The sequence below is a fragment of the Pseudomonas huaxiensis genome (genome assembly GCF_003231275.1).
Lineage (GTDB): Bacteria > Pseudomonadota > Gammaproteobacteria > Pseudomonadales > Pseudomonadaceae > Aquipseudomonas > Aquipseudomonas huaxiensis.
In genome coordinates this window covers 1-24,987 of record NZ_QKVL01000001.1, presented here as the reverse complement: position 1 = coordinate 24,987, position 24,987 = coordinate 1, and the positions used below count along the sequence as shown (strand labels likewise).

The 24,987-nt window shown below is 60.0% G+C and carries 26 protein-coding genes and 1 tRNA gene; 4 read left to right on the top strand and 23 right to left on the bottom strand.

All coding sequences use genetic code 11. The features are described 5' to 3' along the window. Positions 1-13 precede the first annotated feature (13 nt). The 16 genes from hisS to trmJ form a co-directional block, all read right to left on the bottom strand. Positions 14-1,303: a histidine--tRNA ligase gene (gene hisS, locus DM374_RS00135; protein ID WP_095159547.1), complete on the bottom strand. Its 1,290-nt coding sequence runs from the start codon at positions 1,301-1,303 to the stop codon at positions 14-16. Between the two features lie 28 nt (positions 1,304-1,331). Further along, a complete protein-coding gene (gene ispG / locus DM374_RS00130) occupies positions 1,332-2,441 on the bottom strand; it encodes a flavodoxin-dependent (E)-4-hydroxy-3-methylbut-2-enyl-diphosphate synthase (protein WP_110968051.1) in 1,110 nt (369 codons plus the stop codon). Between the two features lie 3 nt (positions 2,442-2,444). Continuing rightward, a complete protein-coding gene (locus DM374_RS00125) occupies positions 2,445-3,455 on the bottom strand; it encodes a RodZ domain-containing protein (RefSeq protein ID WP_110968050.1) in 1,011 nt (336 codons plus the stop codon). Further along, positions 3,455-4,192 carry a type IV pilus biogenesis/stability protein PilW gene (gene pilW, locus DM374_RS00120; RefSeq protein WP_110968049.1) on the bottom strand — a complete coding sequence of 246 codons (738 nt, stop codon included), beginning with the start codon at positions 4,190-4,192 and terminating at the stop codon, positions 3,455-3,457. The genes DM374_RS00125 and pilW overlap by 1 nt, the downstream gene beginning before the upstream one ends. 13 nt (positions 4,193-4,205) lie before the next feature. Further along, entirely contained in the window at positions 4,206-5,348 is a 1,143-nt protein-coding gene (gene rlmN / locus DM374_RS00115) for a 23S rRNA (adenine(2503)-C(2))-methyltransferase RlmN (RefSeq protein WP_095159543.1), read from the bottom strand. A gap of 28 nt (positions 5,349-5,376) precedes the next feature. Further along, positions 5,377-5,802, bottom strand: a complete 426-nt coding sequence (ndk, locus tag DM374_RS00110) for a nucleoside-diphosphate kinase (protein WP_095159542.1) — start codon at positions 5,800-5,802, stop codon at positions 5,377-5,379. 91 nt (positions 5,803-5,893) lie between these two features. Next, positions 5,894-6,094: a Fe-S cluster assembly protein IscX gene (iscX, locus tag DM374_RS00105; protein ID WP_095159541.1), complete on the bottom strand. Its 201-nt coding sequence runs from the start codon at positions 6,092-6,094 to the stop codon at positions 5,894-5,896. Between the two features lie 13 nt (positions 6,095-6,107). After that, a complete protein-coding gene (gene fdx / locus DM374_RS00100) occupies positions 6,108-6,449 on the bottom strand; it encodes an ISC system 2Fe-2S type ferredoxin (RefSeq protein WP_110968048.1) in 342 nt (113 codons plus the stop codon). Next, a complete protein-coding gene (gene hscA, locus DM374_RS00095; protein WP_110968047.1) occupies positions 6,449-8,314 on the bottom strand; it encodes a Fe-S protein assembly chaperone HscA in 1,866 nt (621 codons plus the stop codon). Before hscA ends, fdx begins: the two co-directional genes overlap by 1 nt. 42 nt (positions 8,315-8,356) lie before the next feature. Then, positions 8,357-8,878 (bottom strand): co-chaperone HscB, encoded by a 522-nt coding sequence (gene hscB / locus DM374_RS00090; RefSeq protein ID WP_110968046.1) that lies wholly within the window; start codon positions 8,876-8,878, stop codon positions 8,357-8,359. Positions 8,879-8,886: 8 nt separating this feature from the next. Further along, on the bottom strand, positions 8,887-9,210 hold the full coding sequence (iscA, locus tag DM374_RS00085; RefSeq protein WP_095159537.1) for an iron-sulfur cluster assembly protein IscA: 324 nt from the start codon (positions 9,208-9,210) through the stop codon (positions 8,887-8,889). A 29-nt stretch (positions 9,211-9,239) separates the two neighbouring features. Further along, on the bottom strand, positions 9,240-9,626 hold the full coding sequence (iscU, locus tag DM374_RS00080; protein WP_003248539.1) for a Fe-S cluster assembly scaffold IscU: 387 nt from the start codon (positions 9,624-9,626) through the stop codon (positions 9,240-9,242). Positions 9,627-9,672: 46 nt separating this feature from the next. Then, positions 9,673-10,887, bottom strand: coding sequence for an IscS subfamily cysteine desulfurase (locus DM374_RS00075; RefSeq protein ID WP_110968045.1), 1,215 nt, complete (start codon positions 10,885-10,887; stop codon positions 9,673-9,675). Positions 10,888-10,930: 43 nt separating this feature from the next. Further along, entirely contained in the window at positions 10,931-11,422 is a 492-nt protein-coding gene (iscR, locus tag DM374_RS00070; protein ID WP_095159535.1) for a Fe-S cluster assembly transcriptional regulator IscR, read from the bottom strand. Between the two features lie 166 nt (positions 11,423-11,588). Beyond that, on the bottom strand, positions 11,589-12,371 hold the full coding sequence (gene cysE / locus DM374_RS00065) for a serine O-acetyltransferase (protein ID WP_095159534.1): 783 nt from the start codon (positions 12,369-12,371) through the stop codon (positions 11,589-11,591). After that, on the bottom strand, positions 12,371-13,132 hold the full coding sequence (trmJ, locus tag DM374_RS00060; RefSeq protein WP_110968044.1) for a tRNA (cytosine(32)/uridine(32)-2'-O)-methyltransferase TrmJ: 762 nt from the start codon (positions 13,130-13,132) through the stop codon (positions 12,371-12,373). Before trmJ ends, cysE begins: the two co-directional genes overlap by 1 nt. Positions 13,133-13,277: 145 nt before the next feature. On the opposite strand from trmJ, the gene suhB reads away from it, so the two are divergent. After that, complete coding sequence (gene suhB, locus DM374_RS00055; RefSeq protein WP_110968043.1) at positions 13,278-14,093, top strand: type III secretion system regulator SuhB; 816 nt, start codon at positions 13,278-13,280, stop codon at positions 14,091-14,093. Between the two features lie 148 nt (positions 14,094-14,241). Here suhB and DM374_RS00050 read toward each other — a convergent pair whose 3' ends face one another. The 6 genes from DM374_RS00050 to queA form a co-directional block, all read right to left on the bottom strand. Then, the gene (locus DM374_RS00050; RefSeq protein WP_110968042.1) at positions 14,242-14,790 is read right to left on the bottom strand and encodes a glycine zipper 2TM domain-containing protein; all 549 of its coding nucleotides are present in this window, start codon (positions 14,788-14,790) and stop codon (positions 14,242-14,244) included. 119 nt (positions 14,791-14,909) lie between these two features. Then, positions 14,910-15,821, bottom strand: coding sequence for a protein translocase subunit SecF (gene secF, locus DM374_RS00045; protein ID WP_110968041.1), 912 nt, complete (start codon positions 15,819-15,821; stop codon positions 14,910-14,912). Between the two features lie 9 nt (positions 15,822-15,830). After that, on the bottom strand, positions 15,831-17,696 hold the full coding sequence (gene secD / locus DM374_RS00040; protein ID WP_110968040.1) for a protein translocase subunit SecD: 1,866 nt from the start codon (positions 17,694-17,696) through the stop codon (positions 15,831-15,833). A gap of 62 nt (positions 17,697-17,758) precedes the next feature. After that, a complete protein-coding gene (yajC, locus tag DM374_RS00035) occupies positions 17,759-18,097 on the bottom strand; it encodes a preprotein translocase subunit YajC (RefSeq protein ID WP_110968039.1) in 339 nt (112 codons plus the stop codon). 47 nt (positions 18,098-18,144) lie between these two features. After that, positions 18,145-19,260: a tRNA guanosine(34) transglycosylase Tgt gene (tgt, locus tag DM374_RS00030; protein WP_175651912.1), complete on the bottom strand. Its 1,116-nt coding sequence runs from the start codon at positions 19,258-19,260 to the stop codon at positions 18,145-18,147. A gap of 14 nt (positions 19,261-19,274) precedes the next feature. After that, positions 19,275-20,324, bottom strand: a complete 1,050-nt coding sequence (gene queA, locus DM374_RS00025; RefSeq protein WP_110968038.1) for a tRNA preQ1(34) S-adenosylmethionine ribosyltransferase-isomerase QueA — start codon at positions 20,322-20,324, stop codon at positions 19,275-19,277. A gap of 113 nt (positions 20,325-20,437) precedes the next feature. Between queA and DM374_RS00020 the strand changes: the two genes are divergently transcribed. Together DM374_RS00020 and DM374_RS00015 are read left to right on the top strand one after the other, a co-directional pair. Beyond that, positions 20,438-20,522, top strand: a tRNA-Leu gene (locus tag DM374_RS00020). 1,848 nt (positions 20,523-22,370) lie between these two features. Next, positions 22,371-22,754, top strand: coding sequence for an aegerolysin family protein (locus tag DM374_RS00015; RefSeq protein WP_110968037.1), 384 nt, complete (start codon positions 22,371-22,373; stop codon positions 22,752-22,754). 310 nt (positions 22,755-23,064) lie between these two features. On the opposite strand, the gene DM374_RS00010 is transcribed toward DM374_RS00015, so the two are convergent. After that, a complete protein-coding gene (locus tag DM374_RS00010; RefSeq protein WP_157969641.1) occupies positions 23,065-23,625 on the bottom strand; it encodes a hypothetical protein in 561 nt (186 codons plus the stop codon). 527 nt (positions 23,626-24,152) lie between these two features. On the opposite strand from DM374_RS00010, the gene DM374_RS00005 reads away from it, so the two are divergent. After that, on the top strand, positions 24,153-24,371 hold the full coding sequence (locus DM374_RS00005; RefSeq protein WP_110968035.1) for a hypothetical protein: 219 nt from the start codon (positions 24,153-24,155) through the stop codon (positions 24,369-24,371). The last annotated feature ends 616 nt before the right edge of the window (positions 24,372-24,987 follow it).

The window sequence follows — 24,987 nt, the reverse complement described above, 5'->3', positions numbered from 1 at the left end:
GCTGATGGGCGCTTCACGCCTGCGCGAGGGAAGCTTCCAGGTGCTCAGCCAGAGCATCCCAGGCAATGTTTTGTTGTTCGCCCTGACCACGCAGGGGTTTGAAACCTACCACTTGTTGGGCCAGTTCGTCGTCCCCGAGGATCAGCGCATACAGCGCCGCGCTCTTGTCGGCCTTCTTGAACTGGCTCTTGAAGCTGCCGCCGCCGGCGTTGACCTGCAGGCGCAGGTTCGGCAGACGGTCACGCAGACGCTCGCTCAGTTGAAGGCCAGCCAGTTCGGCTTGCTCGCCGAAGGCGCAGAGGTAGACGTCGACCTGACGGGAGATCGACTCAGGTACCAGCTCCAGGGTTTCCAGCAGCAGGATCAGACGCTCGATACCCATGGCGAAACCAACGCCCGGGGTCGGCTTGCCGCCCATCTGCTCGACCAGACCATCGTAACGGCCGCCGGCGCAGACGGTGCCCTGGGAACCAAGCTTGTCGGTGACCCACTCGAACACGGTCTTGCTGTAGTAGTCGAGACCACGCACCAGCTTGGTGTTGATCACGTACGGAATGCCGGCGGCATCCAGGCGCGACTTAAGGCCTTCGAAGTGAATCCGCGACTCTTCGTCCAGATACTCTTCCAGCTTCGGCGCACCGACCAGGGCCGCCTGGGTATTGGCGTCCTTGCTGTCGAGGATGCGCAGCGGGTTGGTCTTCAGGCGGCGCTGGCTGTCTTCGTCCAGTTGCTCGAGACGGGCGGACAGGAATTCCACCAGCGCATCACGGTAGCGGGCGCGCGCTTCGCTGGTGCCCAGGCTGTTGAGTTCCAGTTTCACCGCATCGCGCAGACCCAGCAGGCCCCACAGGCGCCAGGTCAGGACGATCAGCTCGGCGTCGATGTCCGGGCCGTCGAGGTTGAAGACCTCGATACCGATCTGGTTGAACTGGCGATACCGGCCTTTCTGCGGACGCTCGTGACGGAACATCTGGCCGATGTACCAGAGCTTCTGCACCTGGCCGCCGCCGCTGATGCCGTGCTCCAAAACCGCACGCACGCAGGACGCGGTGCCTTCCGGGCGCAGGGTCAGGGAGTCACCGTTGCGGTCGTTGAAGGTGTACATCTCTTTTTCGACGATGTCGGTCACTTCACCGATGGAGCGCTTGAACAGCTCGGTGAACTCGACGATCGGCATGCGGATCTGGCGATAGCCGTAGGTATCCAGCAGACCTGCAACGGTGCTCTCGAAGTAGCGCCACAGCGGCGTCTGCTCGGGCAGGATGTCGTTCATGCCACGGATGGCTTGCAGCGATTTGCTCACGGAAAATCCTTAACGAAATCTGTAGCGGTCAACCGCGGGCAATCACTGCCGCGTCGGCCTCGGCCTTCTCGGCCGCTTTCTGGCGAATGAGCTTTTCAAGCTCCTCGACCAGGTTGTCATTGGTCAGCTTCTGCGCCGGCTTGCCGTCGATGTAGATCAGGTTCGGCGTGCCGCCGGTCAGCCCGACATGGGCTTCCTTGGCTTCGCCGGGTCCGTTGACCACACAACCGATCACCGCGACATCCATCGGCACCAGCAGGTCTTCCAGACGGCCTTCAAGCTCGTTCATGGTCTTGACCACATCGAAGTTCTGCCGCGAGCAGCTCGGGCAGGCGATGAAGTTGATGCCACGGGAACGCAGGTGCAGCGATTTGAGGATGTCGTAGCCGACTTTCACTTCTTCGACCGGGTCGGCCGCAAGCGAAATGCGAATAGTATCGCCAATCCCGTCGGCGAGCAGCATACCGAGGCCGACCGCCGATTTCACCGTGCCAGAACGCAGGCCGCCGGCTTCGGTGATGCCCAGGTGCAGCGGCTGGACGATCTGCTTGGCCAGCAAGCGGTAGGCTTCGACGGCCATGAACACGTCGGAAGCCTTCACGCTGACCTTGAAATCCTGGAAATTCAGGCGATCGAGGTGCTCGACATGGCGCAACGCCGACTCCACCAGCGCTGCCGGGGTCGGTTCGCCGTACTTCTTCTGCAGGTCCTTTTCCAGCGAACCTGCGTTGACGCCGATGCGGATCGGGATGCCCCGGTCGCGAGCGGCATCGACCACGGCACGCACACGGTCTTCGCGGCCGATGTTGCCCGGGTTGATACGCAGGCAGTCAACGCCCAGCTCGGCGACGCGCAGAGCAATGCGGTAATCGAAATGGATATCGGCGACCAGCGGCACGCTGACCAGTTGCTTGATGCGACCGAAGGCTTCGGCGGCATCCATGTCCGGGACGGAAACCCGGACGATATCAACGCCGGCGTCTACCAGACGGTTGATCTGCGCCACGGTGGCGGCAACGTCGTTGGTATCGGTGTTGGTCATGCTCTGGACAGCGATGGGTGCATCGCCGCCGACAGGCACGTTACCGACCCAGATCTTTCTGGATTCGCGACGTTTGATAGGAGATTCGCCGTGCATGACTTATTGCCCCAACTTCAGGCGAGCGGTTTCGCCACTGGTGAACGGAGCGACATCGACGGCCTGACCGTTGTAGGTGATCTGCGCGCCGCGGGCAAAGCCCAGGCGTACCGAGAAAGGTGGTTTGCCGGTCAGCTCCAGGGTATCGCCCTTGCGCTTGACCGCGCTGAACAGCACCTTGCCGTTACCGTCGGTCACCGAGGTCCAGCAATCGGCAACGAACTGCATGTGCAGTTGGCCGCTGCCAGCGGAAACAGCGGCAGGCTGAGCGGCAGGTGCTGGCGTCGCGGCCGCTACAGTCGGGGCGCTGACCACTGGTGCTGCGGGCACTGCTGGCGCGGGTGCCGCGGCAGCCGGAGCAGCTGGAGTCACAGGCGCAGCAGGATGTGTTGTTGCAGTAGCGGGAGCCGGGGCCGGGACCGGAGCTTCAGCGGTAGCCGCAGGGGCCTGCTCGGTGACGGGCGGGGTGGCTTCCGGTTCCTGGCCAGCGGTTACGGCCTGATCTTCAGGCTCGTCCAACTGATGGATCTGCGTGGTGCCGTCGGCGCTTTCGACTTCGACATGCTCCAGGGCAATGTTTGCCTGGTCCTTGCCGCGCAGGCTGCTCTGGTCTTGCCACCAGACGAAACCGCCACCGACCACCAGAACCAGCAGCAGCAGGCTGACGATGCGCATGATGTTGTGCGAAAGACGGACCGGCTCTTCGATACGACCCAGCGCGTGTACGTCACTGCCCTGGGCATGCGTACCGGTGTAATGGTCGAAGGCCTGGACCAGTGCGGCCTGGTCCATCTCGAACAGCTTGGCGTAGGCGCGGATATAGCCGCGGGCGAAGGTGTGTCCCGGCAGCTTGTCGAACGCGCCGGATTCGAGGTTGTTCAGGGAACTCACGGTCAGGTTGAGCTTGCGGGCCACGTCGGCCTGCGACCAGTCCCGGCTCTCACGAGCCTGACGCAGAATCTCACCGGGATTTTCGCGAGTCGCTGGTGCTACTTCGGGATGCGCCGCTTTCATCATTGCTCCGACAGGTATTGCTGATATTCCGGCGTACCGGGATAAAGTCGTTGTAATTGCAGGCCCAGTTCGGCGGCCGTGGTCCGTTCTTCGAAGACGGTCGCCAGGCGGTTGCCCAGCAACAGGCTGCGTGCACTCGGTTCACTCAAGCGGCTGTGCCGGTCGTAGAACGCGCGAGCTGGCACATAATGCCTGTCTTCGTAAGACATCTCAGCCATTTCCAGCAAGGCCCGAGGCTGCTGCTGGTTGAGACGCAAAGCTTTTTCCAGGTATTCCCGCGCCTGGTCGCGCTGACCCAGCCTGATGGCCGTCAATCCGAGGTTCTCGAACACCCGGGACCGCTCAGGATACAGGGTATCGGCCGACGCTTGGCGAAACATCTGCTGCGCCTCGGCATATTGCCCCTGGCTGTAGAGAAAACCACCGTAGTTATTGCGAATGCGTGGGTCATGGGGCTGGGCCGACAGGGCCTTCTGGAAGTGCATCCGGGCCAGCGCCGGCTCGTTCTCACGCTGGAAAACCAGCGCCAGCGCCGCATTGACCTCGGCATCATCGGCACCGAGCGCCAGCGCCTTCTTCAAGGGAATCTTCGCCCTTTCGCTCTGGCCATGTTGCAGATACCCCAGACCCAATTGCACATAGGCCTTGCGGGACTCGTCGCGTACTTTGTCACCGGACGTTGCACAGCCGTAAAGCAGCGTCAGCAGGAGAAGCGGCAGCGCGACGCGCAAGGTCATGGCGGTCCTCGTCTCAGTTGCCCGCCGCGCCGCTGGAATCGGCGTCGGCGTTCAATTGCCGCACAGCGATGTAGCGCTCACTGCGACGGGTACGGTCCATGACCTGGCCGACCAGTTGCCCGCACGCGGCATCGATGTCTTCACCGCGGGTGGTGCGCACGGTCACGTTGTAACCGGCGTGGTGCAGGCAGTCCTGGAAACGGCGGATCGCGTTGTTGCTCGGACGCTCGTAGCCAGAGTGCGGGAACGGGTTGAACGGGATCAGGTTGATCTTGCACGGCACGTTCTTCAGCAGCTCGGCCATTTCCTGGGCGTGTTCAAGCTTGTCGTTGACGTCCTTGAGCAGGGTGTACTCGATGGTCAGTACACGCTTCTCGCCGAGCTCGGACATGTAGCGCATGCACGACTCGAGGAGAACCTTGAGCGGGTACTTCTTGTTGATCGGCACCAGTTCGTTGCGCAGCGCGTCGTTCGGCGCGTGCAGCGACAGGGCCAGGGAGACGTCGATGTGCTTGGCCAACTCATCGATCATCGGCACCACGCCAGAGGTGGACAGGGTCACCCGGCGCTTGGAAATGCCATAGCCGAGGTCGTCCATCATCAGGTGCATGGCGGCGACCACGTTGTCGAAGTTCAGCAGTGGCTCACCCATGCCCATCATCACCACGTTGGTGATGGCACGGTCGATGGTGGCCGGCACGCTGCCGAACGACTTGTTGGCAATCCACACCTGACCGATGACTTCGGCGGCGGTGAGGTTGCTATTGAATCCTTGCTTGCCGGTGGAGCAGAAACTGCAGTCCAGAGCACAACCGGCCTGGGACGATACGCACAACGTACCGCGCTTGCCCTGGGGGATGTAGACGGTTTCGACGCAACTGCCAGAGGCCACGCGCACCACCCATTTACGGGTGCCGTCGCTGGAGATGTCCTCGCTGACCACTTCCGGGCCGCGAATCTCGGCGCACGACTTGAGCTTTTCGCGCAGCGCCTTGCCGACGTTGGTCATGGCGTCGAAATCATCGACGCCAAAGTGGTGAATCCATTTCATTACCTGACCGGCACGGAAGCGCTTCTCCCCTATCGAGTCGAAGAATTTTTCCATTTCCGGCTGGGTAAGTCCCAACAGGTTAGTTTTGCCAGTCGATGTAGTCATGGATTCACCCTCACTCGAAAGCCGTGGCTTAGCGAGTGGTTACCTCGGTAGCTGCGAAGAAGTAAGCGATTTCGCGAGCGGCAGCGGCTTCGGAGTCCGAACCGTGAACGGCGTTGGCGTCGATGGACTCGGCGAAGTCAGCACGGATGGTGCCGGCAGCAGCTTCTTTAGGGTTGGTAGCGCCCATCAGCTCACGGTTGCGAGCGATGGCGTTTTCGCCTTCCAGAACCTGAACGACAACTGGACCGGAGGTCATGAAGGCAACCAGGTCACCGAAGAAACCGCGCTCTGCGTGCTCGGCGTAGAAGCCTTCAGCTTCAGCCTTGGACAGTTGCTTGATTTTCGAAGCAACGATTTTCAGGCCGGCGTCTTCGAAACGGGTGGTGATTTTGCCGATGACGTTCTTGGCAACGGCGTCAGGCTTGATGATGGAGAAAGTACGTTGAACAGCCATGGTGTAACTCCAGAAACAGTAAGTGATGCGAAAAATTAAACCCGCGAATTATACGCGGGTTCCGGGGGATTGCCTAACCTGCCGAGTGCGCTCAGTCGGCTTCTTCGATCCAGGCGCCCTGAATGGCTTCCAGGACCTTCTCGCCGCCGCGGGCCGGATCGTCGCTGAAGTCTGGCAATGCCAGCACCCAGCGATGCAGATCGACGAAATTCACGTAGCGAGGATCGACTTCCGGCTTGCTTTCGGCAAGCTGGATAGCAATTTCAAGTACATCAACCCATTTCAGGCTCATGTCGGCTCCAGGATCAATGCGGCGCTTCGGCGGCGTGGTTGAGCGAGTACTTCGGAATCTCGATGGTCAGGTCGTCTTCACCAACGACCACCTGGCAGGCCAGACGAGACTGCGCTTCCAAGCCCCAGGCCTTGTCCAGCATGTCTTCTTCCAGCTCGTCGGCTTCCTCGACCGAGTCGAAGCCCTGGCGGACGATGCAGTGACACGTGGTGCAGGCACACACGCCGCCACAGGCGCTTTCGATCTCGATGTGGTGGTCATGGGCCAGTTCGAGAATGGAAGTCCCCGGTGCTGCCTCGACGGTCAAGCCGTCCGGACAGAACTTCTCGTGGGGCAGAAATGTAACCTGCGGCATCAGTTGTCCTCGATCTCATTCAGGTTGCGCCCGGCCAGTGCGGCTTTGACCGTCGAATCAAGGCGTCGGGCAGCAAAGGCATCGGTCACCTGCGACAGACGCTTGGTCTGCTGCTCGATGGCCGAGCCATCGGTGCCGCTCATCAAATCACGCAAATCTTGCATCTGTTGTTCGATCGCCAGGCGTTCTTCGGCGTCCAGCAGACGCTCACCGTCGGCATCCAGCGCGCCCTGCACCGCTTCGAGTAGGCGCTCGGCGTCGACCTGGTGTTCACGCAACTGGCGCGCCGCCTTGTCATTGCCGGCGTGTTCGAAGGAGTCCTTGAGCATGCGGGCGATTTCGCCATCGGTCAGGCCGTAGGACGGCTTGACCTGAATGCTCGATTCGACGCCCGAACCCAGCTCCCGCGCGGAAACGCTGAGCAGGCCGTCGGCATCCACCTGGAAGGTCACGCGGATCTTCGCGGCACCGGCCACCATGGCAGGAATGCCACGCAGCTCGAAACGGGCAAGGGAACGGCAATCGCTGATCAGCTCGCGCTCACCCTGGAGCACGTGGATCATCATGGCCGTCTGGCCATCCTTGTAGGTGGTGAATTCCTGGGCTCGGGCGACCGGAATGGTGGTGTTGCGCGGAATCACCTTCTCCATCAGCCCGCCCATGGTCTCCAGCCCCAGGGACAGCGGAATCACGTCAAGCAGCAGCAACTCGCCACCTTCGCGGCGGTTGCCGGCCAGAGTATCGGCCTGGATCGCAGCACCAATGGCCACCACCTGATCCGGGTCGATATCGGTCAGCGGCTGACGCCCGAACAACTCGCCCACGGCACTGCGTACGCGAGGAACACGGGTCGAGCCGCCGACCATGACCACCGCTTCGACTTCTTCCAGCTCGATACCGCTGTCACGCACGGCGCGACGGCAAGCTTTCAGGCTGCGGGCGATCATCGGCTCGATCAGCGCATCGAAGGCGTCACGGGTCAGCTCGGCTTGCCAGCCGTCGTAGCGAACGGCTACGGAATCGGCGTCGGTCAGGGCTTCCTTGGCGGCGCAGGCGGTTTCCAGCAGGCGACGCTGCGCACCGGGATCGAGGTCGGAAGACAAGCCGGCCGACTGTACGATCCAACTGGCAATGGCGTGGTCGAAATCATCGCCGCCCAGGGCGGTATCGCCACCAGTGGCCAGCACTTCGAAGACACCGCCGGTCAGGCGCAGGATGGAAATATCGAAGGTGCCGCCGCCCAGGTCGTAGATGGCCACAACGCCTTCGGCGTTCTGGTCCAGGCCGTAGGCGACAGCCGCAGCGGTCGGCTCGTTGAGCAGGCGCAGCACGTTGAGGCCGGCCAGACGCGCGGCGTCCTTGGTGGCCTGGCGCTGAGCGTCGTCGAAATAAGCCGGTACGGTGATCACCGCGCCAACCAGCTCGCCACCGAGAGTTTCTTCAGCGCGTTGGCGCAGCACCTTGAGGATATCGGCGGAGACTTCCACCGGGCTCTTCGGCCCCTGGATCGTCTCGATGAACGGCATGTGCGACTCGCCGCCGACGAAGCGGTAAGGCAGTTGCTCACCCAGTTGCTTGACGTCCGCGAGACCACGCCCCATCAGGCGCTTGACCGACAGGATGGTGTTCAACGGATCGGCAGAGGCCGACTCACGGGCAACGTGACCGACATCGACGTGGTCGGCGTGGTAGCGCACCGCGGACGGCAGGATGACCCGGCCTTCGGCATCGGGCAACGGAGCGGAAAGACCACTGCGCAGGGCAGCGACCAGCGAATTGGTAGTACCCAGGTCGATACCCACGGCCAGGCGGCGCTGGTGGGGTTGAGGAGTCTGACCGGGTTCGGCGATCTGCAGTAGGGCCATGCTTATCTGAATACCAGGGGTGTCGCCAGGGGCGGCACCGGGTTAATCGTCGAGGCGCTCTTCCAGCTGGCGCACTTCGTAGGCGAGCTTGTCGAGGAACTGCATGCGGCGCATCAGGCGTTCGGCCTGTTCACGCTGCGCGGCGTCGTTCCAGCAAGCGGCGAACTCCTCGTTGAGGGCTTCGGAGGCGGCTTTCAGGCGGCGCTTGAACGCGGCCAGGCCATCGAGGTCGGCACTGTCCTGAAGGTCTTCGAGCTCTTCGCGCCACTGCATCTGCTGGAAGAGAAACTCGGGATCGTGGACGGTGACTTCCTGCGGCACTTCATGGCCGCCGAGCGCCAACAGGTAACGCGCCCGACGGGGCGCGCTCTTGAGGGTCTGATAGGCATCGTTGAGACCAGCGGACCGCTCCAGCGCCAGGCGCTGTTCGCGCTCGGACGCATCGGCGAACCGGTCTGGATGCACGGCACGGGCCAGCTCGCGGTAGCGGGCGGCCAGTTGCTCGAGGTCCAGACGGAAGTCCGGCTGCAGTTCAAACAGGGCGAAATGACAAGGAGTACCCACGCGCAGCCTCAGACGTTGAAGCTTTCGCCGCAGCCACACTCACCGCGCACGTTGGGGTTGTTGAACTTGAAGCCTTCGTTCAACCCTTCCTTGACGAAGTCCAGCTCGGTGCCGTCGAGGTACACCAGACTTTTCGGGTCGATGATCACTTTCACACCGTGACTTTCGAACACTTCGTCTTCGCCGTTCGGCTCGTCAACGAACTCCAGCACGTAGGCCAGACCGGAGCAGCCGGTAGTACGGACACCCAGGCGAACGCCGTCACCCTTGCCGCGTCCTTCGAGGGAGCGCCGCACGTGGTTGGCGGCGGCTTCTGTCATGCTGATAGCCATCGAGACTCCTTAAACCTGCTGAAGGTGGTTCAGATCAGACCTTTCTTCTGCTTGTAATCGCGAACGGCCGCCTTGATGGCGTCTTCGGCGAGTACCGAGCAGTGGATCTTGACCGGCGGCAGGGCCAGTTCTTCGGCCAGCTGCGTGTTCTTGATGGTCTCGGCTTCGTCCAGGGTCTTGCCCTTCATCCACTCGGTGGCGAGGGAGCTGGAAGCGATGGCCGAACCACAGCCGTAGGTCTTGAACTTGGCGTCTTCGATGACGCCCTGCTCGTTGACCTTGATCTGCAGGCGCATCACGTCGCCGCACGCCGGAGCGCCGACCATGCCGGTGCCAACATCCGGGTCTTCGGCATTCATCTTGCCGACGTTGCGCGGGTTTTCGTAGTGGTCGATGACCTTTTCACTGTATGCCATGGTGCAATTCCTTCCTCATCAGAGAGCCGCTCTTGCCGGCGACTACTTAGTGCGCAGCCCACTCGATCTTGGAGATGTCGACGCCGTCTTTGTACATATCCCACAGCGGCGACAATTCGCGCAGCTTGGTAACGGCCTCGCAGACCTTCTGCGCGGCGTAGTCGATTTCTTCTTCGGTGGTGAAGCGACCGAAGGTGAAGCGGATCGAGCTGTGCGCCAGTTCGTCGTTGCGGCCCAGGGCACGCAGGACATAGGACGGCTCGAGGGATGCCGAAGTGCACGCGGAACCAGACGATACGGCCAGGTCCTTGAGCGCCATGATCAGCGACTCGCCTTCGACGTAGTTGAAGCTCAGGTTCAGGTTGTGCGGGATACGCGCGGTCAGGCTGCCGTTGACGTACAGCTCTTCCAGGCCTTCGACCTGTTTGAAGAAGCGATCGCTCAGGGCCTTGATACGCACGTTCTCGCTGGCCATCAGCTCTTTGGCGACGGCGAAGGCTTCGCCCATGCCGACGATCTGGTGGGTCGCCAGGGTGCCCGAACGCATGCCGCGCTCATGACCACCGCCGTGCATGGCAGCTTCCAGGCGAACCCGCGGCTTGCGGCTGACGTACAGCGCGCCAATACCTTTCGGGCCGTAGGTCTTGTGGGCGGAGAAGGACATCAGGTCGACTTTCAGCTTCTGCAGGTCGATCTCGACCTTGCCAGTGGACTGAGCCGCATCGACGTGGAACATCACACCGCGGGAGCGGGTCAGTTCACCGATGGCGGCGATGTCGTTGATGGTGCCGATCTCGTTGTTCACATGCATGATCGACACGAGGATGGTGTCGTCGCGCAGGACCGCTTCGATCATGGCCGGAGTGATCAGGCCGTCGCTGCCAGGCTCGAGGTAAGTGACTTCGAAGCCTTCGCGCTCGAGTTGGCGAGTGCTGTCCAGGACCGCTTTGTGCTCGATCTTGGAGGTGATGATGTGCTTGCCCTTGGTGCTGTAGAAGTGCGCGACACCTTTCAACGCCAGGTTGTCGGACTCGGTGGCACCGCTGGTCCAGACGATTTCGCGTGGGTCGGCATTGACCAGGTCAGCGACCTGGCGGCGAGCGTTTTCGACCGACTCTTCAGCTTTCCAGCCGAAGACGTGGGAGCGCGACGCCGGGTTACCGAAGTTCCCGTCGACCAGCAGGCATTCGCTCATCTTCTGGGCGACACGTGGGTCGACCGGAGTGGTCGCGGAGTAATCGAGGTAGATCGGCAACTTCATTGAATCTCTCCTATCAGGCAGGCGCGTCGCTCGTTCGAAACGGTCATTCGACGGCGGACGTTTCAATCTTGTCCAGATGCGGGGCTCGGCCGGCAATGCGGCGCAGGTCCTGGCGCTGGGCCACTTCCTGGACCTCTCGACGGGTCACTAGGTCGGCCAGGCTGATTCCGCTGAGGAATTCGTGGATTCGTGCACTGAGGTCGCACCACAAGTGGTGGGTCAGGCAGGTGTCGCCGGCATGGCAATCGCCGAGGCCTTGGCAACGGGTTGCGTCGACCGATTCATTGACCGCATCGATAACCTGGGCCACCTGGATGCTTTCCATGACTCGCGAGAGCTGATAGCCACCGCCTGGACCACGCACACTGGAAACCAGATTGGCGCGGCGCAGTTTGGCGAACAACTGCTCCAGATAAGAGAGGGAAATGCCTTGGCGCTCAGAGATGTCGGCCAGGGACACCGGCCCATTTTGCGCGTGCAGTGCCAGGTCAAGCATGGCAGTCACGGCGTATCGGCCTTTAGTAGTCAGTCGCATGGCTATTTGATACCACGGGAGTTACAGGATGTGTGCGAGTATGCGATTCCCGAGCATTTAAGTCAACTATAAGACCTACTGCTTTAGTCGGGATTGCGCCTGAACGGCGGGCGCGATCATAGCAAAGTCAGGGCGTGAGCACACGCCCCTTGTAACGAACGACCTGTCAATGCGTCGGCGCGTCGCTGCGAACCTCGCCTTTGACGCAGGCGAAATCTTCTTCATGCAAGGCCGGAAGCTCCTTGGCGCAGTAGTCGCTGCCGAGGTTCTTCAGCGCACCGCACATGTCTTCCAGGCGCCCGTCCACCGCTTGCAAGTGATCGAGCAACTGACCAATGGCACGGGCCACCGGGTCGGGCATGTCTTCGCTGACGCCGTAGGCATCGAAGCCGATCTTCTCGGCCATGGCCTTGCGCCGGGCCTCCTGCTCGACATCGGACTTGACGATGATCCGCCCCGGGATCCCTACCGCCGTAGCACCGGCCGGCACGGCCTTGGTGACCACTGCATTGGAGCCGATCTTGGCTCCGGCACCCACTGTGAACGGGCCGAGCACCTTGGCGCCAGCGCCGACGACCACGCCGTCTTCCAGGGTCGGATGGCGCTTGCCCTTGTTCCAGCTGGTGCCGCCGAGGGTGACGCCCTGGTACAGGGTGACATCGTCGCCGATCTCGGCGGTCTCGCCGATCACGATACCCATGCCATGGTCGATGAAGAAGCGCCGACCGACCTTCGCGCCCGGGTGGATCTCGATACCGGTCATCCAGCGGCCAAAGTTCGACACCAGCCGGGCCAGCCACTTCCAGTCTTTCTTCCACAGACAATGCGCCGCGCGGTGCAGCCAGATCGCGTGCATGCCCGGATAGCAGGTCAGCACCTCAAAGGCATTGCGTGCCGCCGGGTCACGGTGGAATACGCTTTGGATATCTTCACGCAGACGCTCGAACATTATTGATCCTTCCGCTTGTGTGCATCGCCCCGGGCCGCTTTCTGGGTTTCGGTGAGGATGCCGCGCAAAATACTCATTTCCGAACGATTCACCGCGCTGCGCCCGAACAGGCGACGCAGACGCGGCATCAGGTGCTTGGGCCGGGACGGATCGAGGAAACCGATCTGCACCAGCGTGTCTTCCAGGTGCCCGTAGAACCGCTCCATCTCATCCATGGTGGCCAGTTCTTCGACCGACTCATCCTTCTCCACTTTTTCCGTCTGCGACGCCTGCGCCAGCCAGGCCGTGCGGACCTCGTAGCTCAGCACCTGCACCGCCGCCGCCAGGTTCAGCGAGCTGAAATCCGGATTGGACGGGATGTGCACGTGGTAATGGCATCGCTGCAGTTCTTCATTGGTCAGGCCGGCGTGTTCACGACCGAAGACCAGGGCGACCTGCTCGCCCTGCGCCGCTCGTCCGGTAACTTCGGTGCCGCACTCGCGCGGTTCGAGCATCGGCCAGGGCAGGCTGCGACTGCGCGCGCTGGTGCCGATCACCAGGGTGCAGCCGACCAGCGCATCTTCAAGGGTGGAAACTACCTGGGCACCCGCCAGCACATCGTCAGCGCCGGAGGCGCGCGCGCTGGCCTCGGGCGACGGGAAGTCCGCAGGACTCACCAGCACCAGCCGCGACAGGCCCATGTTCTTCATGGCACGCGCAGCGCCTCCGATATTGCCGGGGTGGCTGGTACAAACCAGAACGACACGAATATTTTCCAGCACGGCAGGCGCTCTCAGACACTAAAAAGAGGGGAGCAAATCTTACAGAAGCGACCGCCATTAAGCTACGTAAGCAAATGTTGCCCTTCTGCCCGGAAAGTTTTCTGATAGAATGTGCGGCTTTCTTTAACACTCAGGTGAAACGTCCATGCAGCCCATGCTGAATATCGCGCTGCGCGCCGCCCGCAGCGCCAGCGAACTGATTTTCCGCTCAATCGAGCGCCTGGATACCATCAAGGTTGATGAGAAGGACGCCAAGGATTACGTGTCCGAAGTTGATCGCGCCGCCGAGAAAGTCATCATCGAAGCGCTGCGCAAAGCCTACCCGACCCACGCCATCCAAGGCGAAGAGACCGGCCTGCACGCCGGCAGCGGTGAAGGCGAAGACTACCTGTGGATCATCGACCCACTCGATGGCACCACCAACTTCCTGCGTGGCGTTCCTCACTTTGCTGTCAGCATCGCCTGCAAATACCGCGGCCGCCTTGAGCACGCCGTCGTACTGGACCCGGTTCGCCAGGAAGAATTCACCGCCAGCCGTGGCCGTGGCGCCCAGCTGAACGGCCGTCGCCTGCGTGTCAGCTCGCGCACCAGCCTGGAAGGCGCCCTGCTCGGCACCGGTTTCCCGTTCCGTGACAACCAGATGGAATACCTGGACAACTACCTGGGCATGTTCCGCGCTCTGGTCGGCCAGACCGCCGGCATCCGCCGCGCCGGTTCCGCCAGCCTGGACCTGGCCTACGTTGCCGCTGGTCGTTTCGACGCCTTCTGGGAGTCGGGCCTGTCCGAATGGGACATGGCTGCGGGCGCGCTGCTGATCCAGGAAGCGGGCGGCCTGGTGAGCGACTTCACCGGTGGTCACGACTTCCTCGAGAAAGGCCACGTCGTTGCCGGCAACATCAAGTGCTTCAAGGCTGTGCTGACGGCTATCCAGCCGCACCTGCCGCCTTCGGTCAAGCGCTGAGTTTTTAGCCGGGCATGAAAAAAGCACCTTTCGAGGTGCTTTTTTTTGGGCTGGATTTTTTGGGGCCTCATCGCTGGCAAGCCAGCTCCCACAAGGATCTGTACACCGCCCTTGTGGGAGCTGGCTTGCCAGCGATGAGGCCTACGGGTCACTGAGCCGGCTGCGCCTGCCCCAAAACCAGATTGCCCTGCTTATCCAGCGGAATCTGCGACCCAGGGTCACGGTCCATGCGCACCTGACCGACCTTCTCGCCCACCGAATACTTCACGTCATAGCCAACCACCTTCTCGCTGACGTCATTGACCGTGTTGCAACGGGTCTGTGTCGTGGAGTAGGTGTCGTTGTTCTGCATGTTCTCCTGAACCTTGTTACCGGCATAACCGCCGCCAACCGCACCGGCCACCGTGGCGATCTTCTTGCCGGTGCCGCCACCGATCTGATTGCCGAGCAACCCGCCCGCCACCGCACCGAGCACGGTACCGGCGATCTGGTGCTGGTCCTGCACGGGCTTCTGCCGCGTAACCGTCACATCCTTGCAGACTTCCCGTGGCGTCTTCACAGTCTGCTTGACCGGCTGCACACCCAGCACCTGGGCGTATTCCGGCCCGCTGTTGACCAGGCTGTAGGTCGCGACAGCACCTCCGGCAGTCACACCGACAGCACCCAGTACCGCACCCACCAGCATCGACTTATTCACGTGAACCTCCTGATTTACCTGCGGGTTTTACCCGCGCTTCTCCCAGCCTTGGAGCAAAAAAAAAGGCGCGAGTTCAATACTCGCGCCTTCCTCTTCCGCCTGAGGCGTAGGAAAAAGCCTTATGGACGCTCGTCCACACCTTCGGTTTTAACCGGAGGAATCAGGTCTTCGGTGCTCAGGTTCAGCCAGATCAGCACCACGTTGGCGATGTAGATCGACGAGTAAGTACCCGCCAGAACACCTACCAGCAGCGCCACGGAGAAGCCGTACAGGTTGTCGCCGCCGAAGAACAGCAGTGCGGCGATGGCCAGCAAGGTCGACACCGAGGTCGCCACGGTACGCAGCAAGGTCTGGGTGGTCGAGATGTTGATGTTCTCGATCAGCGTTGCCTTGCGCAGTACCCGGAAGTTCTCGCGAACCCGGTCGAACACGACGATGGTGTCGTTGAGCGAGTAACCGATGATCGCCAGTACCGCCGCCAGCACCGTCAGGTCGAAGGTGATCTGGAAGAACGACAGGATACCCATGGTCACGACCACGTCGTGGATCAGCGAGATGATCGCGCCGACCGCGAACTTCCACTGAAAGCGGAAGGCCAGGTAGATCATGATCCCGCCCAGCGCCAGGAGCATGCCGAGGCCACCCTGGTCACGCAGTTCCTCGCCGACCTGCGGGCCGACGAACTCGACGCGCTTGACGGTCGCCGGGTTGTCGCCGCCGGCCTTCTGCAACGCCTCGGAAACGCGGTTGCCCAGCAGCGGGTCATCGCCCGGCATCCGCACCAGCAGGTCAGTAGTCGCACCGAAGCTCTGCACCACGGCGTCGTGGAAGCCGGACTTGACCAGCTCTTCGCGAACCTGGGTCAGATCAGCCGGACGCTCGTAGGTCAGCTCGATGAGCGTACCGCCGGTGAAGTCCAGGCCGAAGTTCAGCCCTTTGTGGAACCAGCTGAACAACGCCAGAACGGTAAGGAGCATGGTGATGGCGAACGCAATATTGCGCACGCCCATGAAGTTGATCGTACGTAGCATGGCAGCCCCTTAAATCCACAGCTTCTTGAAGTCACGCCCGCCATAGATCCCGTTGACGATCGCACGGGTAACCATGATGGCAGTGAACATCGAGGTGAAGATACCCAGCGACATGGTGACCGCGAAGCCCTTGACCGGGCCGGTGCCCATTGCGAAAAGGATGCCGCCGACCAACAACGTCGTGAGGTTGGCGTCGAGAATCGCCGTGTAGGCACGGTCGAAACCTTCGTTGATGGCGCGCTGCACGGACATCCCGTTGGCCAGCTCCTCACGGATACGCGAGAAGATCAGCACGTTGGCGTCCACCGCCATACCCATGGTCAACACGATACCGGCGATACCAGGCAGCGTCAGGGTCGCGCCAAGCACCGACATCAGTGCCAGCAGCAGGACCATGTTGCCCGCCAGGGCGACGGTGGCGATCAGACCGAAGAACCGGTAGATGGCCATGATGAACAGCGAGACGAACAGCATGCCCCACAGCGACGCATCGATACCCTTGGTGATGTTGTCAGCACCCAGGCTCGGACCAATGGTGCGCTCTTCAGCGAAGTACATCGGCGCAGCCAGGCCACCGGCACGCAGCAGCAGGGCCAGTTCGGACGATTCACCCTGGCCGTTCAGGCCGGTAATACGGAACTGACTGCCCAGCGGCGACTGGATGGTCGCCAGGCTGATGATCTTCTTCTCTTCCTTGAAGGTCTGGATCGCTACGTCTTTCTCGACGCTGTCGACCACCTGCTTCTCGTAGCGAGTCATCGGACGCTGTTCGATGAAGATCACCGCCATGCTGCGACCGACGTTGCTGCGGGTCGCGCGGCTCATCAGCTCGCCGCCGTGGCCATCGAGACGGATGTTCACCTGCGGACGGCCGTGCTCGTCATAGCTGGCCTGGGCATCGGTAACCTGGTCACCGGTGATGATCAGACCACGCTCGACTGGCGCGGAGCGGCCGCCTTCACGGAACTCGAAGACCTCGGTCGTGGCTTTCGACGCACCAGGCTCGGCGCCCAGGCGGAATTCCAGGTTGGCGGTCTTGCCGAGAATACGCTTGGCTTCGGCGGTGTCCTGCACACCCGGCAGCTCAACCACGATGCGGTTGGCACCCTGGCGCTGAACCAGTGGCTCGGCGACGCCCAGCTCGTTGACGCGGTTACGTACCGTGGTCAGGTTCTGCTTGATCGAGTATTCACGGATTTCCGTGATCTTCGCCGGCGTGATCGCCAGGCGCAGCACGAACAGGTCGTTACGCTCGTTGGTGGTCAGGTCGAAATCGTTGAAATTCTTGCGGATCAGGCTGCGGGCCTGTTCGCGGGACGCATCGTCGGAGAAGCCCAACTGGATGCCACCATCCTGTTGCGGCAGGCTGCGGTAGCGCACACGCTCCTTGCGCAGCAGGCTCTTCACTTCACCTTCGTAGACTTTCAGGCGCGCTTGCATGGCCTTTTCCATGTCCACTTCAAGAAGGAAGTGCACACCACCGGAAAGGTCCAGACCCAGCTTCATCGGATGAGCACCGACGCTGCGCAGCCATTTTGGCGTGGTCGGGGCCAGGTTCAGCGCCACCACGTAATCGTCGCCCAGTGCCTTGCGCACAACATCCTTGGCGGGAAGCTGGTCTTCCTGCTTGGTCAGACGCAGCAGCGCGCCCCGACCATTTTCACCCAAGTTTGCGCCCTTGACCGCGATCCCGGCATCGACCAGCGCCTTGCTGACACGGTCCAGATCGGCCTGGTTGACCTGCAGCGCAGTGCTGGCGCCGCTGACCTGGATAGCCGGATCGTCAGGGTAGAGATTGGGAGCGGAATAAATAAAACCGATCACCAGTACCACCAGGATCAGTGCGCATTTCCATAGAGGAGTTTTGTTCAGCATCACGCCGCCCGTTCAAGACGCGGGGCGCCTTGCGCGCCCCGTCGATTGGTAAAAAACTTAACTTAGATCGCTTTGAGCGTACCCTTCGGCAGGGTTGCCGCTACAGCGCCTTTCTGGAACTTCAGTTCAACCGTGTCGGAGACTTCCAGAACTACGAAGTCATCGCTGACTTTGACGATCTTGCCGGCGATACCGCCGTTGGTGACAACTTCGTCACCCTTTTGCAGATTGCCCAGCAGGTTTTTCTGCTCTTTTGCACGTTTGGCCTGTGGACGCCAGATCATCAGGTAGAAGATGACCAGGAAACCGACCAGGAAAATCCATTCGAAACCGGTACCGGCCGGGCCGGCGACAGCAGGGGCTGCGGCGTCCGCGTAAGCGGCAGGAATCAGAAAGCTCATGAGGCACTCCAAGTTGCAAAATTGTATTTGTCAGGATCGACGTAACATCAGTCCAAGGGCGGCACAGGCAGCCCGCGCTTGGCGTAAAAGGCATCGACAAAGGCGGCCAATGTACCTTGTTGAATAGCCTCGCGCAAACCAGCCATCAGGCGCTGGTAATGACGCAAGTTATGGATCGTATTCAACATGCTGCCCAACATTTCGCCGCATTTATCCAGATGATGCAGATAAGCGCGGGAGAAGTTCTGGCAGGTATAGCAATCGCAGGTCGGGTCCAGCGGCGAATCATCATGACGATGGAACGCGTTGCGGATTTTCAGGACGCCGGTATCGATGAACAGATGACCATTTCGCGCATTGCGAGTGGGCATCACGCAATCGAACATGTCGACACCGCGGCGCACACCCTCAACAAGATCTTCCGGCTTGCCAACCCCCATAAGGTAACGAGGTTTGTCAGCGGGCATCAGGCCTGGCAGATAGTCCAGCACCTTGATCATTTCGTGCTTCGGCTCGCCTACCGACAGGCCGCCGATGGCCAGGCCGTCGAAGCCGATCTTGTCCAGGCCTTCCAGCGAGCGCATGCGCAGATTCTGGTGCATGCCGCCCTGAACGATGCCGAACAGCGCCGCGGTGTTGTCGCCGTGGGCGTTCTTCGAACGCTGGGCCCAGCGCAGCGACAGCTCCATCGACACCCGCGCGACGTCTTCGTCGGCCGGGTATGGCGTGCACTCGTCGAAAATCATCACCACGTCGGAGCCCAGGTCACGCTGGACCTGCATCGACTCTTCCGGGCCCATGAACACCTTGGAGCCGTCCACCGGCGAGGCGAAGGTCACCCCCTCCTCCTTGATCTTGCGCATCGCGCCCAGGCTGAACACCTGGAAACCGCCGGAGTCGGTGAGGATCGGGCCTTTCCACTGCATGAAATCGTGCAGGTCGCCGTGGGCCTTGATCACCTCGGTACCCGGGCGCAGCCACAGGTGGAAGGTGTTGCCGAGGATCATCTCGGCGCCGATGGCCTCGATGTCCCGCGGCAGCATCCCCTTGACCGTGCCATAGGTGCCCACTGGCATGAACGCCGGGGTTTCCACGGTGCCACGGGGGAACGTCAGGCGGCCGCGACGGGCCTTGCCGTCGGTGGCCAGCAACTCGAAGGACATACGACAGGTGCGACTCATGCTTGATCCTCGGGCCCGCGTGGCGCCGGATTGCGGGTGATGAACATGGCATCACCGTAACTGAAGAAGCGGTAGCCGTTTTCCACCGCCGCCGCGTAGGCCGCCATGGTTTCCGGGTAACCGGCGAAGGCCGAAACCAGCATCAGCAGCGTGGACTCGGGCAAATGGAAGTTGGTGACCAGGGCGTCGACCACATGGAACGGCCGGCCCGGGAAGATAAAGATATCGGTGTCGCCGCTGAACGGCTTGAGCACGCCATCGCGCGCGGCGCTTTCCAGCGAGCGCACGCTGGTGGTGCCCACCGCCACCACCCGACCGCCGCGCGCGCGGCAGGCGGCCACGGCATCGACCACATCCTGGCCGACTTCCAGCCACTCTTTATGCATGTGGTGGTCTTCGATGCGCTCGACCCGCACCGGCTGGAAAGTGCCAGCGCCGACGTGCAGGGTGACGAAGGCCGTGTCGACGCCCTTCTCGGCGATCTTCGCCAGCAATTCCTCATCGAAATGCAGGCCCGCGGTCGGCGCGGCCACCGCACCGGCGCGCTCGGCGTAGACCGTCTGATAGCGCTCGCGGTCGGCGCCCTCGTCGGGGCGGTCTATATAAGGAGGCAACGGCATGTGCCCGACCCGGTCGAGCAGCGGCAGCACCTCCTCGGTGAAGCGCAGCTCGAACAGCGTATCGTGGCGCGCCACCATCTCGGCTTCGCCGCCGCCGTCTACCAGAATCTGCGTGCCTGGCTTGGGCGACTTGCTCGAACGCACGTGGGCCAGCACGCGATGGCTGTCCAGCACCCGCTCCACCAGAATCTCCAGCTTGCCGCCGGAGGCCTTCTGACCGAACAGACGCGCCGGGATGACCCGGGTGTTGTTGAACACCATCAGATCGCCGGGGCGCAGATAATCGAGCAGATCGGTGAACTGCTTGTGCGCCAGCGCGCCGCTTGGCCCATCGAGGACCAGCAGCCGGCTACCGCGCCGTTCGGCCAGTGGATGGCGGGCGATCAGGGAATCGGGGAGTTCGAAGGAAAAATCGGCGACGCGCATGGCAGTGAGGGTACGGGATCGACAGGGCCGCGAAGTTTAGCCGAAAGCGGAAAAATTGACCATGAAACGTGATTGACCAACGGTATGCCCATCTCTATACTTCGCCGCCACAAGCCCTGATGGCGGAATTGGTAGACGCGGCGGATTCAAAATCCGTTTTCGAAAGGAGTGGGAGTTCGAGTCTCCCTCGGGGCACCAAAATCCAGAAAAAACCGACTTTTTAGTCGGTTTTTTTGTGCCTGGAAGAAAGGGGCGTGCCGCGCTTCTGTGGGAGCTGGCTTGCGTGCGATGGAGCGCGGAGCGGTCCCGGGGCTTGAGCTGGAACGCTCTTTTGTATGCTTGGCCAACTTCAGCACTCTGGGCCTTTGGGGCTGCCTATCCGGCAGTGAACCCTTGCCAGCACCGTTAACCGCGACTTCGACATTTCTAAGCTGCCTATCCGGCAGCTTAGAAAAACGGTATTTATGCCGTGAGTCACCGCACTCGGTTCACTGCCGTGTAGGCAGCTTAGAAAATGGCAGGCATCGATTACCTGTTCAGCTAATCGTTCACTGCCGTGTAGGCAGCTTAGAAAGCCAAGACAATCAGTGCGTCACGCACCAACTCGTTCACTGCCGTGTAGGCAGCTTAGAAATATGTCTCAGTCTGCTAACCCACGTACAGTCGGTTCAATGCCGTGTAGGCAGCTCAGAAAATGTGCTCGTTTGGAGCGTAACGCCCATCATCGTTCACTGCCGAACAGGCAGCTCAAACATCCCCTCAGGCTTTGCGACCCTTCGCGCATGGGGGATCCACGCAACGTCTAGTCGATTGGTAGCCGAAAAATGTCTGCCAGAACATCGGGCAATGGCGACCAAGTGCGTATCTTGAGACTTGGAGCGCCCTCGAGATCGAGCGCCGCCCGCGCGGCGCATCGCCGGCAAGCCGGCTCCCACATTTGCTGCAACGTTCCATGGCCTGATGGATTGGGGTCACCGGCCTTGATGCATGGCAGGAAAGTGTGCGGACAACTGGTGCGCAAGCCTTGATACCGAGCCGCATTACCAAGGCGGTCAGCCATGGCCTGACAGACAGACGCGCGATGCGCCGGCGGCGCTCGATTACGAGGGCGCGGCACATATCAAGGCAAGCACCTGTGGCTTTTACCCATTATTGCGACGGTCAACCTCCCGCCACCACACGCCTGAAAGATATCTAGACCCCATGCCCGTCGCGGCAAACCAAATGCTTACTTCAGAATAGATAACAACCTGATCGGTTTCGCACGATAGACGCCGAACAATCAGCAGAAAACCGTCGCATAACGCCACGAAACTTCCCCAATCTCCGACTTTCTTGTAGGCAACTTCCCAAGCATACCCCCCAGCCCCGCCAGCTTGTTGCGCTCTGTGGAATCGGTGCCTAGCCCCCTCGGGTCGTTGCCAAATCGACGACCGGATTAGCAGTCCGAACGGCTAGTGCACACCAGCGAACCTATCAATGGCTGCTGTGCGTGTGGGCACCTTCTGGTGCGCCGGGTCACCTAGTCCTCGGTCTGCTAACCCGCATACAACTGCCACCCATTCGTTTAGCGGCGAAAAAGTGGCAGCTCCGTTGACTAGGAGTTCCACCGTGAGATCGCGATGGCCGGGTCGGTCACCAGCATGCCCATCTGAACCGCCGCCGCAGGGACATCGCCCCTGCGGCCTTTCTTCGCACGATCCTGCTAACGCGCGCAGTTGCTGCAGATTGCCGTTTGCCCCGCGTTTCGGTTCTGAAACAGGCTGTGGTTCCTGCCCAGACAACATCAGCCACCCTGCCTGCGGCCCAGCCTTGACTTTTTAAAAACATAGCCTCGGATTGATAGCCAAGAGCCATCACTCGCACTCTGGCTTCACCTCCTGATGGATCAAGGAGATTCACATGCCTGCTAAAGCCAAGGACCTGGCTGCATCCTCCCCTGCTCTGGCTAAAGCAACCCGAACCTTCCCGTCAGGCTGCATCCAAAACGCGCGTTAACGTTGATAAACCCTTCCAACACCGTGTTGATAAAAAGGACTTACGCCAATGGCCGCAAGAAGCGTTGAAGTGTTTTTTGAAAACTATCTCGATTCCAACCTGAACCTGGTGCCGGACTCCCAGATCCTTGATCACGGGATTTGGATTACACCCCCGCCATTCAAAATCCCGAAGGCGCAATCAGGCGTACCGGGCAAGGGAACCTGGACCAGCGAGTCCGACGGCTTCGCCACAGGCACTGAAGGGTATTGCACCTACGCGTTCTACGACCCCGCCAGCGAAGAAGTCTTCTATATCAAAATCCATTGGAACAATCCTTTCGCGGGCAGCAACGGTTACGACATCGTTAGCAACAACGAGACGATCAATGTCTCTTACAGCGGCGGTGCAGGTGATAACTCGACAGTGACATTCAAGGCCGTTAAACAGTAATACGGCCACCGCGTCGAACCGTCAGGAAATAGCCGCCAACGTCCGTTGTGCGGCTATTTTTTCAGGGTGCCAAGCCCGAAACGGGGTCGTAGGGATCAGCGCCGCGACAAGCCCGCTCGGGCGCTGGATCAGAGCGAATACTTCACCCCCATCACCACATTTCTCGGCTCGCCATACACACAACGAAAATAAATCTGCCCCCTGTTGCCATCGTCCCCTTTTACCGCCTTATACGAATGCAGCCTATCGTTTCTTAATCGGCCTCAAATCAGCAAAAACACTCATGTATTTTTATTGTCGCTTACACTTCTCAAAAAACAGTGCCATCATCCAATGCAGACTTCAATTCGCTCTTATAATTACTCTTATTAAAACTTTCAACTTTTTTGTAAGTATTCAACTCTTCAGGAGAGCGATATTGCGTATCACTTGCGAAAGATTGAAATGTGTCACCATCAATCATTCTTATATGCATTTGAAGCTCTCTTGAGTCGTAGCCATAAAACTCAACAAACCCGGGAATCTGGCTTTGACGCGCAACCATCAACGCTTCTTTGACGGGTTGATCATATAGATAGAATGTAGCAGTCACCATAATGGCACCCCCGGACTCAGTATTGTTCTTACCAAACTGGGGGTTCACATAAGGGGTGAATACAACCCCACCATTCATATCCTTGGTTTGACCTAACCACTTACGCTCTTTAATCGCATTGATTGTCTTATTGATAGGACCAGAATACTCAACGCTTCTTCTATCTTTATCAAGCTCGACGTGCTCAAAAGTTTCTGCTGATGCTGTGCACGAAAAAACGGCAATCAACGATGCAAGCACAACGTTTTTAACCTTATCCATTTTTTCCTTATCCATTCTGTTAAATCGCGGGAGTCAAGTCTTGCTACCGAGGCAAAATGCTATCACAGTTATAGGGATAGTTAAACGCCAGCACTCCAACATCAAGGGAATGTAAGATATTTAAAGACGGGACTTATTTATTTGGCTAGAGCGAAAATAGATTCCCCCCCTTTTTTCTGGGCACCAAAATCCAGAAAAAACCGACTTTATTAGTCGGTTTTTTTGTGCCTGGAAGAAAGTGAGCGTGCCGCGCTTCGGTGGGAGCTGGCTTGCCAGCGATGGAGCGCGGAGCGGTCCCGGCGTTTTTGAGGTTGAACACCCGCGACCATGGCTCTGCGGGAGTCGCGTTGCCAGCCTTGGCGCATGGCTGGCGAGTGCGGGGCGCCAGCCTCGAAATCGAGCCGAACTACCAATGCGCTCAACCATGTCCCGACAACCGCTACCAATTTTTCACCTGCCAACTCGACGAATGAAGGCAATGTGATATCTTTCGCCTATCCCAAAGACAACTGCTTCATCAAGACTTGGCAAGGAATAAGCCCGTGAAAGACTTCGTCATCAGCGTCAACAACATCGTCCTCTACATCTCCCTGGCCGTGATCTGGCTCGTTGCTCTCGTCACCATGTTTACCAACGGGTTCCTGGCAGGCTTGGGAATTTTCGTGGTTGGTAGCCTGACCTGGTGCATCATTTCCGGCTTCTGGTTTGTTCAGTCGGCGACCTATGAAGAGTTGCGGAAGCTCAATTCCAAAAACAGCTGATTCGCCAGGGCGTTATAGAAATAGCCAAGAAAGACGGGACAGATTTATTTCATTCGAGGGAAATTAAATCTGTCCCCGCTTGCGCCTCCTCTTGCCCGTCCTCTTTTACCACTTGAGGAAAACATGGAACACTCTACGAAACTAAGGAAAGAAAAACGGACGTTATGGCGTGAGCTTGACTACCGGTCCAACTGGGTGATTTTCGGTACCATGGCTGCCGTTCTCTTTGGGCTAATTCCTGTCATAGGTTGGTTCATCGCGCTTTGTATCGTCCTCGTAATGCTCAGAAAAATCTTCGGTACCCGCGAAATACTGGTATCCGGAAACTGCCCAGCCTGCACCAAGTCTCTCAAGATCGATATTAAACAGGACGTTATTGCCTGCCCTGTATGCAGCAGTTGTATTAATGTACTGGAAGACCGTTTGACTTTAGTCGACCTCCCACATCGTTCCCTACCCGAAGAGCTGACAGTGGGTCGCTCGCAAAGAAAGAAATCCAAGAGACCCATTAATATCCCAGGAAGCCCAAGGACCTAAGCTCTGTATGAAAAGCCTTGATACTCGGTAATGCGGCGTTGAAAACAGCCTCGTGCGCGAGCCCAGTCGGAATGCTCAT